This is a genomic window from Campylobacter concisus, from assembly GCF_015230015.1.
Lineage (GTDB): Bacteria > Campylobacterota > Campylobacteria > Campylobacterales > Campylobacteraceae > Campylobacter_A > Campylobacter_A concisus_AF.
Window position 1 is genome coordinate 1 of the sequence record NZ_JAAKZC010000013.1, and the last position, 18,490, is coordinate 18,490.

At 40.4% G+C, this 18,490-nt stretch carries 9 protein-coding genes; 5 read left to right on the forward strand and 4 right to left on the reverse strand.

Going from position 1 to position 18,490, the window contains the following annotated elements; genetic code table 11:
- Positions 1–207: 207 nt before the first annotated feature.
- The gene (locus G6W42_RS07405) at positions 208–381 is read left to right on the forward strand and encodes a hypothetical protein (protein ID WP_194173555.1); all 174 of its coding nucleotides are present in this window, start codon (positions 208–210) and stop codon (positions 379–381) included.
- Between the two features lie 296 nt (positions 382–677).
- Here G6W42_RS07405 and G6W42_RS07410 read toward each other — a convergent pair whose 3' ends face one another.
- Genes G6W42_RS07410 through G6W42_RS07425 form a run of 4 tightly spaced genes read right to left on the reverse strand, consistent with a single transcriptional unit; the run spans position 678 to position 7,241 of the window.
- Entirely contained in the window at positions 678–2,024 is a 1,347-nt protein-coding gene (locus tag G6W42_RS07410; RefSeq protein WP_194173524.1) for a TolC family protein, read from the reverse strand.
- 1 nt (position 2,025) lies between these two features.
- Positions 2,026–3,954, reverse strand: a complete 1,929-nt coding sequence (locus tag G6W42_RS07415) for a MacB family efflux pump subunit (protein WP_194173525.1) — start codon at positions 3,952–3,954, stop codon at positions 2,026–2,028.
- Positions 3,955–5,154, reverse strand: a complete 1,200-nt coding sequence (locus G6W42_RS07420; protein ID WP_194173526.1) for an efflux RND transporter periplasmic adaptor subunit — start codon at positions 5,152–5,154, stop codon at positions 3,955–3,957.
- A gap of 53 nt (positions 5,155–5,207) precedes the next feature.
- Positions 5,208–7,241: an ATP-dependent helicase gene (locus G6W42_RS07425; protein ID WP_194173527.1), complete on the reverse strand. Its 2,034-nt coding sequence runs from the start codon at positions 7,239–7,241 to the stop codon at positions 5,208–5,210.
- A gap of 64 nt (positions 7,242–7,305) precedes the next feature.
- Here G6W42_RS07425 and pbpC point away from each other — a divergent pair, with 64 nt between their 5' ends.
- From pbpC to G6W42_RS07445, 4 genes are all read left to right on the forward strand, one after another.
- Positions 7,306–9,474, forward strand: coding sequence for a penicillin-binding protein 1C (gene pbpC / locus G6W42_RS07430; protein WP_194173528.1), 2,169 nt, complete (start codon positions 7,306–7,308; stop codon positions 9,472–9,474).
- A 1-nt stretch (position 9,475) separates the two neighbouring features.
- Positions 9,476–14,599, forward strand: coding sequence for an alpha-2-macroglobulin family protein (locus G6W42_RS07435; protein ID WP_194173529.1), 5,124 nt, complete (start codon positions 9,476–9,478; stop codon positions 14,597–14,599).
- A 121-nt stretch (positions 14,600–14,720) separates the two neighbouring features.
- Complete coding sequence (locus G6W42_RS07440; RefSeq protein WP_194173530.1) at positions 14,721–17,342, forward strand: valine--tRNA ligase; 2,622 nt, start codon at positions 14,721–14,723, stop codon at positions 17,340–17,342.
- Between the two features lie 140 nt (positions 17,343–17,482).
- Positions 17,483–18,469, forward strand: a complete 987-nt coding sequence (locus G6W42_RS07445; RefSeq protein ID WP_194173531.1) for a diaminopimelate dehydrogenase — start codon at positions 17,483–17,485, stop codon at positions 18,467–18,469.
- The last annotated feature ends 21 nt before the right edge of the window (positions 18,470–18,490 follow it).

Below are 18,490 nucleotides of genomic sequence, written 5' to 3' on the forward strand. Positions count from 1 at the left end.
TCTTTATACTGCTCTTTTGAAAGCTTTAAATGGCCAGATTTGGCTAGGTTTTGCATTTTATCTTTTGTGTGATCTAAATTTATCCATTAAATTTGGTGTAAAAATATTTGTAAGAAAATGAGTTAAATTTTACACTTTTCAAAAATTGTGAAATTTATATTTATCTTATACGTAACTTAAAATTTGATCTACCCTATTTTGAAAATGATGAGTGAGAGCTATTTTGATGAGCTTGTAGCTCTTAAAAATAATACCGACCTTGTAAAAGCTGTGATAAATGCAAATAAAGCTCTCGCTCAAGCTGGCATTTTGGAAACAAATTTAATCCCAAGCTTTTTTAAAAAGCTGACAAGGCGATCAAATTTAAGAGCAGCAAAATAAGAACAATGCGATATTTGTTTTCATATACCAAATAGTGATTTTGTGTATCAAATTTTGGAGCAAAGATTTAAAATTGTTATTAAAAGTAACTATAAAATAGAAATTTGTTTTTGTATGCCTAAGAGTTATATTTTTCGTTAAATTTTAGGGTTGAACGATCTTGTGTGAGCTAGTTGTTAAATTTAGCATTAAAACACGGCTAAAAGCTATTTTTAAAGCCTAATTAAATTTTTATTGTTAATTTGCCATCCTTGCTGCACGCGTTTGCCTCGTAGTCCCAAGCTGAACTCATAAATTTACCTATTAAATTTGCCTGCCATCGCTTTATAGATATTTATCTCATCTTGCAAAAGCGTGTATTTTGCCTTTAGTAGCCCCATTTTGGCCTCTAGTTCGCTATTTTTAGCCTCTAAAAACTGCTTTAGCTCGACCTTGCCGTAGGAGTATTTTAGCTCGTAAATTTTTGAAATTTCTTCGTAGTTTTTTATCTGCTCTTGATAGTTAGCAAGCAGTGTTTCATCATTTAAGTAGCCTTTGTAAAATGTGTCTATCTCGTTTAATGCGCTATTTAGTGTGCTTATATAGTTTAGCTTTGCAAGCTCGAAATTCGCCTCGCTAACCTTTAAATTTGACTTTAGCTTGTGGTAGTTTAAAAATGGCAAATTCAAAGCGATGTTTCCATTTAGAAATTTAAGACTGAAAGCTTCCTCTTTTTTGTCGGTGCTGCTTTTGAGGCTAGCTCCTAGCGTGATGGTCGGATAAAACTCTTTTTGGCTCGCTTTGTAGTTTAAGATGCCCTCTTCTATGCGGTAAATGGCCGCTCTTAGATCAGGTCGGTTTGCTATGGCGCTTGTTGGCACGTCTAGATCGACCCCTGCTCTTTTTACAGGACTTAGCGTGAGACCTTCAAATTTAAGCTCAAATTCTGGCCTCTCATTTAGCAAAATCCTAAGCGTTTTTTTAGCACTCACTAGCTCTTTTTTGGCACTTTCTATCTTGTTTTGAGCGCTTAAAAGCTGTGAGTTTATCTGTTTTAGGCTTAGCGCTTCTTCTTTGCCAAGTTCAAATTTAAGTCCAACTATCTTATTTAGCTCGTTATAAATTTCTAAAATTTGTTCATAAGTTTTTATGCTCTCGTTTAGATATAAAATTTGAAAATAAGCATCTGCCACGGAGTTTATCACACTTAGTTTGGCGGCTTCTAGGTCAAATTTGCTAGCATCTGCCTCAAACATCGCTGCGTCTTTGCTATTTGCTAGTTTTTGCCAAAGATCAAGCTCGTAGCTAAGCCCTATGCTTGAGCCAAAACTTCTACTAGAAGCGCCGCCCTCTTTTATGTTTTTGCTACTTCCAGCCTCAAAACCAGCATTAAAGCTAGGGATTAAATTTGCCTGCAAAACGCCAGCTTGAGCGAGCGCTTTATTTACATTTATCGCAGCTTTTGCAAGGTCGGCGTTGTTTTTAAGCGCAAGCGCTACAAGCTCATCAAGATAGCTTTGCTCATACTGCTTCCACCAAGAAGTGTCTAAATTTAGCTCACGGCTGGCGTTATCTTCAAGTAAAATTTGCTTGTAGTTTTCATCTATATTTTTAACAGCGCAGCCGCTTAAAACGAGCACTAAAGCTAGGCTTAAAAATTTCATATTACTCCCTTGAAAGCGCATCTATTGGATTTAGTTTTGAGGCGTTTTTGGCAGGCATGTAGCCAAAGATGATACCAATCGCCATCGATGTGACAAGTGCAAGCACGATCGAGCCGTTTGAAAAGATCATGCTAAAGCCGTTTAAGAAGTTGTTAAAGACGTAGCCGATAGCGTAGGATAGGACGATGCCGATGGCTCCGCCGATAAGGCAAAGTAGCACCGCCTCTATCAAAAACTGCTGCAAGATGTTGCTTTGCCTTGCTCCGATCGCCATTTTTATGCCTATCTCTTTGGTGCGCTCAGTGACTGAGACTAACATGATGTTCATCACACCTATGCCGCCAACTACGAGCGAGACCACGGCGATGCTTGAGATGAGAAGCCGCATCGTGGAAATAGTCTCTTCGATGGTTTGCTTGATGCTGTCAGAATTCCTTGTAAAAAAGTCCTTTTTGCCGTGTTTGATCTCTAAAAGCTCAGTTAGTGTTTTTTCGGCAATTTGAGCATTGACGCCCTCGTTTACTTTTGCGGTGATCGAGCTTATAAATTTATCCCCTGTCACTTTGTTGATAACAGTCGTGTATGGGGCGTAAATTTTAAGCGTGTTTGAGTCGCCCATCTTAAAATCATCCTTTTGCAAAACGCCGATAATGCGCAGTGGCTTTTTGTTAAAAAGTATGATCTTGCCGATAGGATCATCATTTGCAAATAGTCTATTTTTGGTGTTTTGATCGATTAGAGCGACTGAAGCAGAGTTTAAAACCTCGTCCTCATCATAAATTCTACCCTCTTCTAGCTTTAGCCCATTTACGTCAAAACTCCCTACTCCACCACCTTTTAGGCTCGCACTTAGCGAGGTATTTTCATAGGTTAGCACACCTGAGGTGCTTGTATTTGGCGTGACTGAGTCCAGAAAGGACTGCTTAGAAAGCATGTTTGCATCGCTTATGGAGAGCGTTTTTACCTTGCCTGAGAGCATATCGCCAAAGCCTTTGCCTGGCATGATGTCGATCGTGTTTGTGCCGATCTTTCTAATGCCAGCTAAAATTTGCTCCTGTGAGCCTTTGCCAAGGGCCACGACGCTAATAACTGCGGTGATACCTATAATAATGCCAAGCATGGTTAAAAGCGATCTTAGTTTGTGAGCTAACATCGCATTTACCGACATTTTAAAGCTCTCTATGAGCTGATCTTTATAGTAGGTAAATTTACTTTTTTCTGGCTGAGTTTGCTTGGCTGCCTCGTAAATTTCGCTATTTTTTACATTGTCACTTACGATGTTGCCATCTTTTATCTCGATCACACGGCTCGCGTACTCGGCGATCTTTGGGTCGTGCGTGACGATGATGATGGTGTGGCCTTTTTTGTAAAGATCAACCAAAATTTCCATCACTCTTAGCCCACTTTTGCTATCAAGCGCACCCGTTGGCTCATCAGCCAAGATGATCTCGCCACCATTCATCAGCGCCCTTGCTATAGAGACCCTTTGCTGCTGTCCGCCTGAGAGCTTGTTTGGTAAATTTCTCGCTTTTTCGCTAAGACCAAGAGAGTCTAAAATCTCCATCCCTCTTTTTTCGCGCTCGCTCTTGTTTGCGCCTGCGTAGATGCTTGGCAGTGCGACGTTTTCAAGGGCGTTCATCGTGCTAAGAAGGTTATATCTTTGAAAGATAAAGCCAAATTTATCCCTTCTAAGCTTGGCAAGCGCGTCGCTATCAAATTTAGATATATCTTTGCCGTCCAGCAAATACTCGCCCCCACTTGGGCTATCTAAGCAGCCAAGGATATTCATAAGAGTTGATTTGCCAGAGCCAGACTGACCGATGATGGCTATAAATTCGCCCTTTTTTATCTCTAAATTTATGCCGTGCAAGATCTCTAGCTCATTGTCACCTAGCTTAAAGCTTTTGGTGATATTTTTTAGACTTATCACTTAAAACTTCTTATGTTCTTTTGCGATCATCTTGGCGATCTCGCTTGATGAGCCTTGAGATGTGATGATCTCGTCGCCTTCATTTATACCGCTAATTATCTGTGTATCGAGGTTATCTTTTATACCAGTTTTGACCTCGGTTTTTACAGCCTTGCCATCTTTTAGTAGATATACGTAAGAATTTCCTTTTTCATCTTTTTTGATGCCGATGCTTGGTGCGATGATGGCGTCCTCAACATTTGCTATTAAAAGCTCATTTTGTGTGGTCATGCCTATTCTTAAAATTCCATCTTTGTTATCAACGATGCTTTGCGCGTAGTAATAAACCGCTGAGCTGCTGCTAGAGCTACTTGAATATAAAGACTTACTGCTGCTACTTGAGCCATAGCTGCCATCACTTAGTGTGGTAAGCCCCGGGTCGATCGAGCTAACAGTCGTTTGAAATTTCTTCGTTGGCTCAGAGAGGATCGAGTACTCAATAGGCGTGCCGACTTTGATCTTTGTGATGTCGCCTTCTGCTATTTGCATCTTCATCTTTACATGGCTAAGATCAGCGATATTTACGATAGTTGGTGTAGTTTGGTTGGCATTTACAGTCTGACCCTCCTCAACTTGCACGCTTACAACAGTGCCATCCCTTGGAGCGGTGATCTTTGTGTAGCCTAAATTTATCTTAGCTGTGCTTAGCTCGATATTTGTCTGCTTGATCTGCGCTTCAAGCTCTTTTATCTTGGCGCTGTTTGCGCTAAAGGTGTTTTTTGCGCTTTCAAATTCTTGCTTTGAGGTGGCGTTTTTGGCAAAGAGTGCATTTTCTCTATCAAACTGCGTTTTAGCGATATTTAGAGCCACTTTTGCGCTTTCAAGCTGAGCCTTGTAGATGGCAAGCTGTGCTTCTTTATTATTGATGCTATTTTGCTGGGTCGAGCTATCGATACTTGCGATCATATCGCCCTTTTTTACCTGATCTCCAAGCTTAACGTATAGCTTTTTTATCTGACCGCTCACCTGCGCTCCCACGTCGATTAGCTCGGTGGCGAAAATTTCTCCAGTCGCATCGACCTTTTTGCTAAATGAGCCCTTCTTTGCCTTTTTGGTGATAAATTCCACCTTTTCATCTTTTACCTTAAAAAATTTATCGTAGGCAAAATATCCACCAACGCCTAAAATAAGTAGGATTATTAAAATTTTAGATTTTTTCATCGCTTCTCTTTGTAAAAAATTGGTAAATTCTACTCCGCAAGAGTAAATACTCTTTAAGCTTCCTCTTTTGCCATGCCAGCCTCTATCAAAAACCTGCTTGGTTGATAAGTCACCTTCTTTATCTTGTCGTATTTTGCATAACTTAGATAAAGCTCGTCTTTAGCCCTTGTTACTGCTACGTAAAATAGCCGTCTCTCCTCTTCTAGGCTGCCTCCCATGCTCATTAGCTTTAAATTTGGAAAGCGGTTTTGCGCGAGATCTACTATGAAAACTTGGTCAAACTCAAGCCCCTTGCTCGCATGCACGCTAAGCAAGCTAACGCCCTGCCCTTCGCTCATCTCGTTGCTTCCAAGGGCTAAGAAGTTGTAAAATTTACTGATATCTTGATATTTTTTAGCTAGCTCGCTTAGCACCACGCTCTTTGCCATTATGCGCTCTTTGACCTCTTCTTTTAGGGCAAGATCGACGTTGCCATTTTTTAGAGTTGCCCTTTTTGTGCTGATGTTTTCGACGATTAACGAGTAAATTTTGCTAGTTTTTATCTCATTTATCATTGTGGCTGGCTTTGAGATATTTCTCATGCCTCTTAAAAAGTTGTAAATTTCATATAAAAACTGCGCCCCACTCTCGCTTAGCTTTTGTAATTTTAGCACAGGGTGGCCTAGAAATTTATCGCTAAAGCCAAGCTTAGAAAACCTTGAAACCTCGGCAAATTCGTCAAGGTCATCAAAAAGGCCTAGCTGGTAGTTTCGCCTTTTGTTTGATGAGATATTTACGCTCTCGTCTGGCTCAAGGATGCCTTTTATCAAATTTCCATGCCCAAGCTTAAGAAGTGCGTCAAAAATTTCCTTACTAACCGCGCTGCCAACGCCCTTTGCATATTCGCAGATGTGTATAAAAGCCATTATATCTTTTGGATTGACATAAATTCCCATGATGTCGATGAGCGCTTTGATCTCACGGCTCTCAAAAAAGCTCACCCCGCCCTTTCGCTTTGAGCCAATGCCCCTCTCTTTTAGCGCGACCTCGATACCGTCTGCTGATGAGTTATTTCTAAAAATTATGGCGATATTTTCTCTATTAAATGGCGAAAATGAGATGATATCGGCGATGTTTTGATACTGATCAAAAAGCTCGTTATATACTAGCAGTCTTGGAGGCTTGAAATTTCCCTCACGGCTAACTGTGAGGTGCTTTTCATAAAGCCTTGGGTTGTTATTTATGACCTTATTTGCAAGAGCTAGGATGCTTGAGCTTGAGCGGTAATTTACATTTAAAGCGTAGATATTTGCGTTTACAAAGCGATCTTTAAATGAGCCAATGATCTCGATATTTGCGCCGTTAAATGCGTAAATGCTCTGGTCAAAATCGCCCACGCAAAATAGGCTCTTTGTCTTAAATGCGTCTATGAGGCTGCCTTGAAGTGTGTTTGTATCTTGATACTCGTCGATCAAAATTTCATCATAAGCTAAATTTGCCCCATTTTTTAGCTCGTCGCGCATTTTTATAAGAAGGTCGTTAAAATCAGCGTAGGCAAATTTAGCCTTCTCAGCCTCAAACTCCTCTAAGACATCTTCATAAATTTCAGCATAAACGCCCTGCTCTTCGCTCTTTTCGCTTATCCACTTGCCAAATGTTGTGCCTTGCTCGCTGTTTTGAAAGAGTGAATAAAGATCGTACAAATAAGCCCCGCCGTAAGGTTTGACGTCGCTTAAATGGTAAAATTTACGCCTCTCAACAAGGCTTTTTAAAAGCGTCTTTAGCTCACTTGGCTGCTTTAGCGTGACGCCTTTATCAAGGCTTTTTAAAAGCGAAAATGAGACCGAGTGGAAGGTGCCTGCGGTGATTTTGGAGGTGACTTGTTTATCAAAATACCTATTTAAACGCTCTATCATCTCGCTGGCTGCTTTGTTGGTGAATGTTAGAAGCAAAATTTTCTCTGGCGAGATGCCTAAATTTAAAAGATGAGCTATGCGTGCGACTATGGTGCTAGTCTTGCCGGTGCCAGCTGAAGCGATGATGAGATTGTGTCCAAATGGCGCAGTTGCGGCGGTGTATTGTTCTTTGTTTAACCTAGATAAGGGCATGTCTTCCTCTTTTTAAAAAGGCCTAATTATAGCTACTTAAACTTTAACAGCTATAATCACGCCGATGAAAAAGTTTAAATTTCTAAAATTCCTTGCCCTATTTTTGGCTTTAATGGTTGCTATTTTTTTGATACTGGATCAAATTTATCCACTAAATTTAGATGCGCTCAAAAAAGATGAAGCCAAAATTTTGCTTGATAAAAATGGAAACATTATAAATATGAAGCTTAGCAGCGATGGAATTTGGAGATTTCACGAGCAAAGCTTTCCAAATTCGCTAAAACAATGTGTCGTGCTCTTTGAAGATAGATACTTTTACTACCATTTTGGAGTAAATTTTGCCTCCATTTTTAGAGCATTTTTCCACAACCTAAAAAGCGACAACCGCATAGGCGCTAGCACTATCACGATGCAAGTAGCCAGGATGTTGGAGCCTGGAGATCGAAGCTATAAAAATAAGATAAGAGAAATTTTTAGAGCATTTCAGTTAGAGCTTCACTTTAGCAAGGATGAAATTTTAAATTTATACCTAAATTTAGCCCCATATGGCGGCAATATAGAGGGTGCAAAGGCGGCGAGCTTCTTTTACTTTGGCAAAGAGCTAAACGAGCTTAGCTACGCTCAGGCCGCACTTTTAAGCACGATACCTAAAAATCCAAATAAAAATAGACTTGACCGCGTCTCAAACATAAACGCCCTAAAAAATAGGGTCATAAAGATGCTTTATAAGGCAAATTTAATTGATCTTAGCACCTTTAAAAGAGCTCAAGCTGAGCCATTTAAAAATGTAAGGATAAGAGCCGTCGTAAATGCAGGCGACTACGCAAATGTCGCTTTTAAAAACCAAATCGCAAAGGCGAGCTTGGATCTAAATTTACAAAAAGATATGCTTAAAATTTTAAAAGATGCGATGTTCTCGCTAAAGGCTAAAAATGCAAATAACGCCGCAGCTGTGGTCATTGATAATAAAAAAATGAGCGTTGTTGCATTTATCGGTTCGCATGATGAGCGCGCACGCGACGGCAAAAACTCAGCCCTAAATATGAAGCGAAACACAGGTAGCACGCTAAAGCCTTTTATCTACTCTCTTGCGCTTGATAGTGGTCTCATCACGCCAAACTCGCAGCTAATTGACACGCAAATTTATGTAAATGAATATGTGCCAAAGAACTTTAGTAACGACTTTTTGGGGCTTGTAAGCGCAAAGGACGCTCTAAATTTTAGCCTTAATATCCCAGTCATAAATTTAGACTTAAAGCTAAAAGACAACTCGCTTTATGAGCTGCTTGAAAAAGTAAATTTAGTTGATGAAAACAAGGAATTTTACGGCTCTTCGATAGTTTTAGGCAGTGCTGAGATGAGCCTGCTTGATCTTGCGCATCTTTATACGATATACGCAAATGAGGGCGTTTATAGGCCGCTTGAGTTTGCTGGGAAAAACTATAAAAATGAAGATAAAAACATAACCCTCATCTCGCCTCAAAGCGCCTATCTAACCGCTAAAATGATGAGCGAGGCCTCAAGATCGTATCTAAAAAATGCTTGGCAATACGCGCAAAACACGCCAAAGATCGCCTTTAAAACTGGCACTAGCGCAAACTCGCGCGATCTTTACGCCATAGGTGTCAATGAAAACTACACGATAGCCGTCTGGGTGGGCAACTTTAACGCTGAAAAAACTGACAAGCTAACAGGGCTAAATGACGTTTCAAAGATCGTTTTTGATATGTTTAAGATCACGGCGCAAAGGCAAAATTTAGAGTTTATGAGCGAGCCAGAGGGCATTGAAAAAGTGCCAACCTGCCTTGATGCTTTTAGTTATGAAACATGCAAAAAAACGGCGCTTGATGATAGGATAGTTGGAGTTAAACTGCAAGATAAGTGCGAGAGTTTAAGGGGCGAGGAGCTTGAGTTTTTGATAAAAAATGGCTTTTTAGACAAAGACGAGGTCAAAAATAGCCCTTGCGCTGAAGTTTTTAAAGACAAAAAGCCAGTCTTTGCCTATCCGTATGACGGCGAAGAGATCGTGACAGATGAAAATGTAACACAAATTATGCTAAAATGCTACGCGTTTTTAGGTGATGAAATTTACCTAAAAGTGGATGATTTGAACTTTTCTAAGATAGAAAATGCAAGTGAAAAAAGGCTAGATCTAACTCTTGGCGAGCACACTTTAAAGTGCCTTGATCAAAACTCAAATCAAAGTGAAATAACAATAAAACTAAGGAGATAAAATGCAGCAAAAAGCGCTACTTCTAGCACTTTTAGGAGCAGTAAATTTATATGCTTTAAGCCTAGATGGCACCGCCGAGGTAAAGTCGCCTTTAAGCGTGGAATTTGGACTAGAAGATGATGTTAGCAAAAATCTCATAGGCACGCTAAGCGAGAAAAAGCTCATCTCATGTGAGCCAGCGCTAAGTGGCACGGTGAAATTTAACGCTCAAAGTCTTACGCTTTTTACAAAAGATATGCACGCAGGTGCTGAATACAGCTGTAAGTTAGAAAATGGCAGCAGCGCTAGCTTTGAGACGAAAGAATTTGCGCTTGAGAAGATAGAAAAGCTCACTGATAGCAAATTTATCCTTAAATTTAATGACGAAGTTAGTGAAGAGCTTGTGAAAAAAATAGCCATAAAAGGCGCTAGCTTTAATGCCTTGCAGCTTTCTCAAAACAGCTTTGAGCTTGATCTTGATAAAAATATAAGCGAGCCTACTTTTGATCTTGGAGAAAATTTTGAGAGTAAATTTGGCGCTAAACTATCAGGTGATAGCGTGGTGAAATTTAGTGAGCAAGCAAGCAGTGAGAGCGTAAATATAAACGCTGAGGCAAAGAGCTTTGAGATAGCCAAAATTTATCCAACTAGCCTTGATAACGGCATCTTGGCCTTTAGAATTTATCTAAAAGAGTGGCTAAGCGATGATAATAATCTAAAGAAATTTATAAAGATAAAAGGCGTAAAAAGCTTTAGCATAAGCGACGTGGCATATAAAAATGAAGATGAGACTGGCGCGCCAAATTCTGAGCTTGAGGGGTATGATTATTACATTGATATCACAAGTGACGAGTTTAAACCACAAAATAGCTACGAGATCACGATAAAACCGGGCTTTGGAGATGATAGAAATGTCATAAGGGAGGCCAAAACCTACGAGGTGGTCGCTAGTAACTTCACTCCATTTGCAAATTTCACAAATGAAGAGCCTTATATCTCAAGTGTCGGCGAGATCGGCATTAGAAGTGCAAATTTACCTGAGCTAAATGTGAGCGTTGAAAAGTTAAGCGATCAAAATTTTAGATACTTTTTAAATTTCAACGACAATAGCGAAGATCTAAGCAATTTTAGCTCAAAAGTAGCAAGCAAAAGCTACAAGCTAGAGGGTGCATTAAACGAAATTTCACTAAATAAGATCAAGCTTGACTTTGCAGGAGCAGGAGACGGAGTTTATAAGATAAGCTTAAACTATGGCAAAGATAAGAGCGTCTCAAAGGTCGTCTATCTAAGCGACATCGCCATAAATGCAAAGCTTGGCAAGGATGAAATTTTCGTCTTTGCAAACCGCCTTGGCGAAAACACAATGCTGCCAAACGCAAATGTAAAAATTTATGGCAAAAGAAACGAAGAGATCGCAGTTGGCGCGACAAATGATGTTGGCGTCTTTAAATTTAACAAAAAAGATATCTACAAAGAGATCTCATCAATCGTCGTCTCACTTGGCAAGGAGCAAAATTTCCTCATCATAAAAGATGGCGAAGCGCTAAATGAGGCAAAGCTCATCAGTCAAAATTCAAGCGAGAGCATCGATGCTTACACTCATTTTGCATCAAATATCATAAGACCAAACGAGAGCTTAAAAGGAGCAATTTATCTAAGAGATAGGGACTTTAACCCGCTTAAAAATATGCCAGTTAAGATCAAATTTATCGATCCACAAGGCAAAAGTAGCGCCCAGATCACGCAAAATACAAATGATGTTGGCATGATAAATTTTGAAAAAGAAATTTTAAGCGATCTAAGCGGTAGATTTAACATGCAGGTTATCTACGCTAGTAAGGTGATAGCAAGTGTGCCATTTTACGTCGAGAGCTTCATGCCAAACAAGATAAAAAATGACATAGCCATAGATGCGGATAAATTCTTTTCAAACGAGCTAGTAAAGGTAAATTTAACAAGCAGTTATCTCTTTGGCGGAGCAGCCAGCGACTTAGCTGGCAGCATGCAGGTTAGCTTCTTTGATGATGAGTATAAAAATAGCGAATTTAAAGAGTATAAATTTAAAAACGACACCCTAAAAGCGGCTGCCTATCCAAGCATAGAAAATGATCTAACTCTTTCAAAAGATGGTAAATCAAGCCAGATGATAGATCTTAGCTTTAACACCAAAAACGCACCTTCAATAATAAAAGGTGTCATAAATTTCAATGTAAATGACGATGGCAAAAACGTAAGTGACGCGAAAAGCTTTACGCTCTACCCTTACAAAGATATGGTTGGTATCGCTGCTAGCACCGCATTTGCTGATCCAAACGAGGATGTAAAGATAAGAACAGTCGTTGTTGATATGCCAAGCCAAAAGGCCGTGAAGTTAAATTTAAAATTTGATATAAAACGTGTCTCATGGCAGTATCAAAGGGATGCAAACGGCTATATAAAATGGATCCAAACACTTGAAGATGTGGATAGCTTTTATAAAAATAGTGGCGAGTTTAGCTACAAATTCACACAAAGCGGCTCATACGTCATCACTGCTACAAATTTAGTAAGTGGTGCGAGCGCAAGCTTAGACATCGATGTAAGTGGCTACAACTACTCAACCCTTGCCCCTACAAAAGAGCTTAGCAAGTCTCAGATAAAGCTAAACAAAAGCGTCTATAAAAAAGGCGACGAGCTAAGCGCAGACATAAGCTCAGCCATAAAAGAAGGCATCGCACTTGTCACGCTTGAAGACGCTGGCGTCAAAGCCTACAAGGTCGTCAAGATCAAAAACAACTCAGCAAACGTTAAATTTAAGCTTGATTTTGACTTTAACGGTCTTTATGTGAGTGCAAATATCTACCGCATGACTGACGCTGGGCTAACTCCGTTTAGAACCTACGGTAAGGTCTATGCAAACGGCGATAAATCTTCAAGAAAGATAGAGCTTAGCTTAGAAGCGCCAAAAAGTGCAAAGAGCGATGAAAATATCAAAATTTCACTAAAAACAAAGCCAAAAGCTTATGTGAATTTATTTATCACAGATGTTGGCGTGCTTGATATCACTTCGCAAAAGCCAGCCGATCCGCTTAAGTTTTTTGACAAAATTTTGCCTGATGGCGTCTTTGACTACGACATCTACAACAGACTTACAAACTACAAGGTTGAGGGCAAAACATTAAGCTTTGGTGGCGACATGGCAGCGATGGCCATGGAGGCCAAGATGGCAAAGCATGCTAGCCCAGTTGATAGCAAAAATGTAAAAACTTATGCAAATTTAGTTAGCCTTCAAGCAGACGACAAAGGCGAAATTTCATATGAATTTAAAACTCCAAATGGCTTTAACGGCGCTATTAGAGTAGATGCTGTGGCAAATGACGCAACTTCAATGAACGCCGTAAATAGCGAGATAAAAGTAAAAGATGATGTGATCATTAAGCCAAGCGCTTTAGTTTATCTTTTAAAAGGCGATGAGCTAAATGCAAATTTAAGGCTTATAAATACGACAAATGAGGATAAAAATTTAACTATAAATGTAGTTAGCAGTAAAAATTTAAGCATCAAAACACAAGAGAGTGCAAATTTAAAGCCACTTGAAAACAAGGCATTTGCATTTAAAATTTCAGCCCTTGAAACAGGTGCTGGCGAGTATAACATCACTATAAGCGACAAAAACAGCTCAAAAACGGTGCAAAGCCTGCTTGATGTCGTTAGCCCTTATACGATCAGCACTTACGCAAAAAGTAGCGTCTTTGACAAAGAGAGCAAAATTTCACTTCCAAAAGGCTATCACGATGTGAGCGTTGATGCGTCAAGCTCGGTCTCAAGCGTGCTTTTGGCAGCTTCAAAGAATTTATTAGAGTATCCTTACGGATGCGCGGAGCAAAGGAGCTCAAGACTGCTTGCGCTTTTAAATTTAAAACCAAAAGATGAGCTTGAAAAAGTGGATCAAAAGAGATTTATCGTTAGCGGCATAGATGAGCTAGTTAAGATGCAAAAACCAGACGGCAGCTTTGGCTACTGGAGCGATCTAGGCGAGACAAACGCATTTGCAAGCATCTTTGCAACTGATGTTTTACTTGATCTTAGCGAGGCTGGATATGAGGTAAGCAAAGGCGTCAAACAAAATGCGCTAAACTCTCTCTTAAAATACGCAAACAACGACCTTGAGGCACTTTACGCTCTTTATGTAAGCTCACGTGCAAATATGGCTGACAGATCGATCTTAAATAAAATTTACGACGACAAAGCCTACAATAAAACAGCACTCAATAAATACCTAATGGCAGCAGCTCTAAAGCTAAACGGCCTAAATGACGAGGCAAAGGTCGCGCTAAAAGATATCAAAAATGCTAAAACAAGCGAAGAAAATGCATCTGATTTTAGCTCAAAAATAAGAGATAACGCCTTTATCTTATACTTGCACGCAAAATACTTTGAGAAAAACGACTACTCAGACGACCTTGCAAATTTCTTAATCACAAATTTAAATGAGCTTAGCTCAACGCAGGAGCGTGCATTTACGCTAAGAGCGCTAAATGCATACTTTGGCAAAGATAGTGGCGAGAAAAATAACAAATTTAAGCTTAGCTACAACGGCGAAAGTAAAGAATTCGACGGTCTTTTAAGCACGTCATTTACTACAAAAAATGGCGAATTTAGCATCACTCCACTAGGCTCAAACAAACTTTATGCGACTATCTTAAGCTATGCTTACTTGCCACTTGATATTAGGCATAAGATAGAGCCAAAAGAGCTTGATATCTACCGCGTCTTTGTCGATGAAAAAGGCAAAGAGTTAGATATTAACAGCCTAAAAGTAAATGACGTCATCTACTCAAAAGTGGTGATAAACTCAAAAACAATGGTTAAAAACGGCGTTATAAACGAGATCGTAAGTAGTTGCTTTGAGCCGATAAATGAAAATTTAAGCAACTTTAGCAAAAGCTTAAAAAACAGCTTACAAGTTGAGTATAAAAGCATAAAAGATGACCGCGTGCTAAGCTTTTACACGCTAAGTAGCGACGAAAAAGACGCCGTGCTTTACACACCTTATAGAGTAAGACTTGGCGGTAAATGTTCGCTTGGTGCAGTCACAACTGAAAATATGTACAACGAAAGACAAAACGACTACGACCTAGCCGTGAGAAGCTTTAACGTTAAATAGCTATTTAAACCACGGGGCGTTTAACCGCCCCAAGCCCATATTTCCCCACTTTTGCAAAGATTTTTTTAAACAAATTTTAGATAACATTAAGCATTTTTTAAACGAAACTGAGGAGATAAAAGTGGCAGATTTTTACAATGCAAAAGAGATAGAAGACAAATTTTATAAAATTTGGGAAGAACGCGGATATTTCGAGATAGACGCAAACAAAGATATCCAAAAAGATGGACGTAAATTTTGCATTATGATGCCACCTCCAAACGTGACTGGCTCGCTTCACATCGGACACGCCCTAACCTTCACGCTCCAAGATATCATGACTCGCTACAAAAGGATGGACGGCTACAAGACACTTTGGCAGCCAGGACTTGACCACGCTGGTATCGCTACTCAAAACGTCGTTGAAAAGCAGCTTTTGGCTCAAGGGATCAAAAAAGAAGAGCTTGGCCGTGAGAAATTTGTAGAAAAAGTGTGGGAGTGGAAAGAAAAAAGCGGTGGCATGATAGTTCATCAGATGCGAAAACTTGGCATCACTCCGGCTTGGTCACGCCAGAGATTTACTATGGATGAGGGCTTAAGAAAAGCTGTGAAAAAAGCCTTTGTAAATTTATATAACAAAGGGCTAATTGTCCAGAAAAACTACATGATAAACTGGTGTACGCATGACGGCGCACTCTCTGACATCGAGGTTGAACACAAAGAAAACAAAGGCAAGCTTTATCATTTAAGATACTACTTTACAGACAAGCCAAGCGAATTTGTTGTTGTGGCTACTACCAGACCTGAAACATATTTCGGTGATACGGCGGTAATGGTAAATCCAAACGACGAGCGCTATAAAAATTTAATCGGCAAAAAAGTGGTGCTACCTATCATAAATAGAGAGATCGAGATCATCGCAGATGAGCACGTCGATATGGAGTTTGGAACAGGCCTTGTTAAGGTCACGCCTGCGCACGATCAAAACGACTACGAGGTTGGCAAAAGGCACGACCTTGAGTTTATCACTGTATTTGATGAAAAGGGTATTTTAAACGACAAGTGCGATAAATTTGCAGGTCTTGAGAGGCTTGAGGCTAGAGATATCGTAGTGGCCGAGCTTGAAAAACTCGGCAATGTTGAAAAGATAGAAGACTACGAAAATCAAGTAGGCTACTGCTACCGCTGCAAAAACGTCGTCGAGCCATATATCTCAAAGCAGTGGTTTGTCAAAAAAGAGATCGCAGACGAGGCGATACAAAAGGTCTCAGAGGGCCTTGCTAAATTTTACCCGCCACACTGGATAAACAGCTTTAACGCGTGGATGAGAGAGCTAAGAGATTGGTGTATCTCACGCCAGCTTTGGTGGGGACACCAAATTCCGGTATTTTACTGCGACGAGTGCGGTCACATGTGGGCTGACGAGGGAGAGCCGTGCGAGTGCAAAAAGTGTAAAAGTAAAAACATCCACCAAGACCCAGACGTGCTAGATACGTGGTTTAGCTCTGGTCTTTGGCCATTTAGCACGCTTGGCTGGGGCAATGAAAATGAACTAAAAAATGAAAAGTGGTTTGAAGGCGATTTGGCTGAGTTTTATCCAAACAACCTTCTCATAACTGGCTTTGATATATTATTTTTCTGGGTTGCTAGGATGATGTTTCAGGGTGAAAACGCCCTTGGCAAGCTACCATTTGACGACATCTACCTGCACGCGCTTGTAAAGGACGAGTTTGGCAGAAAGATGAGTAAGAGCCTTGGCAACGTCATCGATCCGCTTGATAGCATAAATGAGTATAGTGCCGATATATTGCGCTTTACGCTGACACTTCTGGCCGTTCAAGGACGTGACATCAAGCTAAGTGACGCCAAGATGAAGCAGGTAAGAAATTTCACTAACAAGCTTTATAATGCGAGCAAATACCTAATGCTAAATGAGAGCAAATTTCCAAATTTAGAGGATATCAAGCTTGAAACAAAGCTTGGAATTTATATGAATAGCCGCTTTAACGAGTGCGTGAGAGAGGTGCGCGAAAACATCGACGCATACCGCTTTAACGACGCTGCAAACACACTTTATAAATTCCTTTGGGATGAGTTTTGCGACTGGGGCATCGAGCTTAGCAAGGCTGATAAAGCAAGCGTAAAAGAGCTTGGAAGTATATTTAAAGAAGCGATGAAGCTGCTAAACCCTTTCATGCCGTTTCTCTCAGAGTATCTATTTCAAGAGCTTAGCGGCACACAGCTTGAAAATGCAAAATCAATAATGGTTATGGGCTATCCAAAGGTAAAAGAGCGAAATTTAGAGGTTGAGAAGAAATTTGAGCTAGTTATCGAAGCGATCGTAGCTATTCGCCGTGCAAAAGCTACTATCGATCTTGGCAACTCAAAGATCACAAAAGCCTTTGTTAAATTTAATGAAAAAATAGACCTTGACGAGGTAAAAGAGTATATCAAACTGCTTGCAAAATGCGAAGAAATCGGCTTTGTAGATGAAAAAATAGAAAACTCAATAAGAGATGTGAGCGAAAATTTAGAGGCATTTGTCCCGCTTGAAGGGCTTGATATGAGTGGTATCATCACAAGGCTAAGGTCTCAAAAGACAAAGCTTGAAAAAGAGATCGCCAAGCTTTCAGGCATGCTAAATAACCAAAATTTCGTGGCAAATGCGCCAAAAGAAGTTATAGAAACGAACAAAGAGGCTTTGCAGAGCGCTGAGGCTAAATTTAAAAAAGTATGCGAAGAGCTAAAGGCTCTTGGCGAGTAGGTTTTGCGACAAAAGTTGATGGGTAGCGATTTGTCTTTGGCAGTTTGTCATTGTCACGCTACCTTGCGGTGCTAATATATTGTCTAAATTTATCGCCCTGCACTATCTTGCATGTAAATTTAAAATTTAAAGGATTGAAAATGAGTGAAAAAATAAAAATAGCAGTTTTAGGATATGGAAATTTAGGTCGCGGCGTCGAGCTTGCGGTGCGAAATAGCAAGGATTTAGAGCTTACGGCAGTTTTTAGCCGAAGAGATACAAGCGAAGTAAAAACGTGTGGTGCGCCAGTTTTTAGCGTGGATCAAATTTTATCGCACAAGAGCAAATTTGACGTTTTAGTCCTTTGCGGTGGCAGTGCAACTGACCTTCCAACGCAGACGCCAGAATTTGCACAAAATTTTAACGTAGTTGATAGCTTTGACACGCACGCTAAAATACCTGAGCATTTTGCTGCAGTGGATGCTGCTGCTAAAAAAGGTGGCAATGTAGGTGTCATCGCTGTTGGCTGGGACCCAGGGCTATTTTCACTAAATAGGCTATTTGGCGAGAGCGTGCTTGAAAATGGCAGCAGCTATACGTTTTGGGGCAAAGGCGTTAGCCAAGGCCACTCAGACGCCATCCGCAGGATCGAGGGCGTCGTGGATGCTCGCCAATACACAGTGCCCATAGATAGCGCGCTTGAGCGAGTACGCGCTGGGGAAAATCCAAATTTAACCACAAGGGAAAAACACCTGCGTGATTGCTACGTAGTGGCGCAGGATGGCGCTGATAAGGTACGCATTGAGCATGAGATAAAAACGATGCCAAATTATTTTGCCGACTACGACACGAGCGTGCATTTTATCGATCTGGAGACGCTTAAAAAAGAGCATGGCGGTATCCCACATGGGGGATTTGTGCTGCGAAGCGGAGTGAGCGGAGAGCATGGCGAGAACAAATACTTGATCGAGTTTTCGCTAAAACTTGACTCAAATCCAGAATTTACAGCAAGCGTGCTTGTAGCCTACGCTAGAGCGGCCTATCGCTTGGCACAAAGGGGTGAGACCGGCGCATTTAGCGTATTTGATATAGCCCCAGCACTTCTTTCGCCAAAGAGTGCAGATGAGCTAAGGCGCGAAATTTTATAAGATGAGGCACTTTTAAAAATA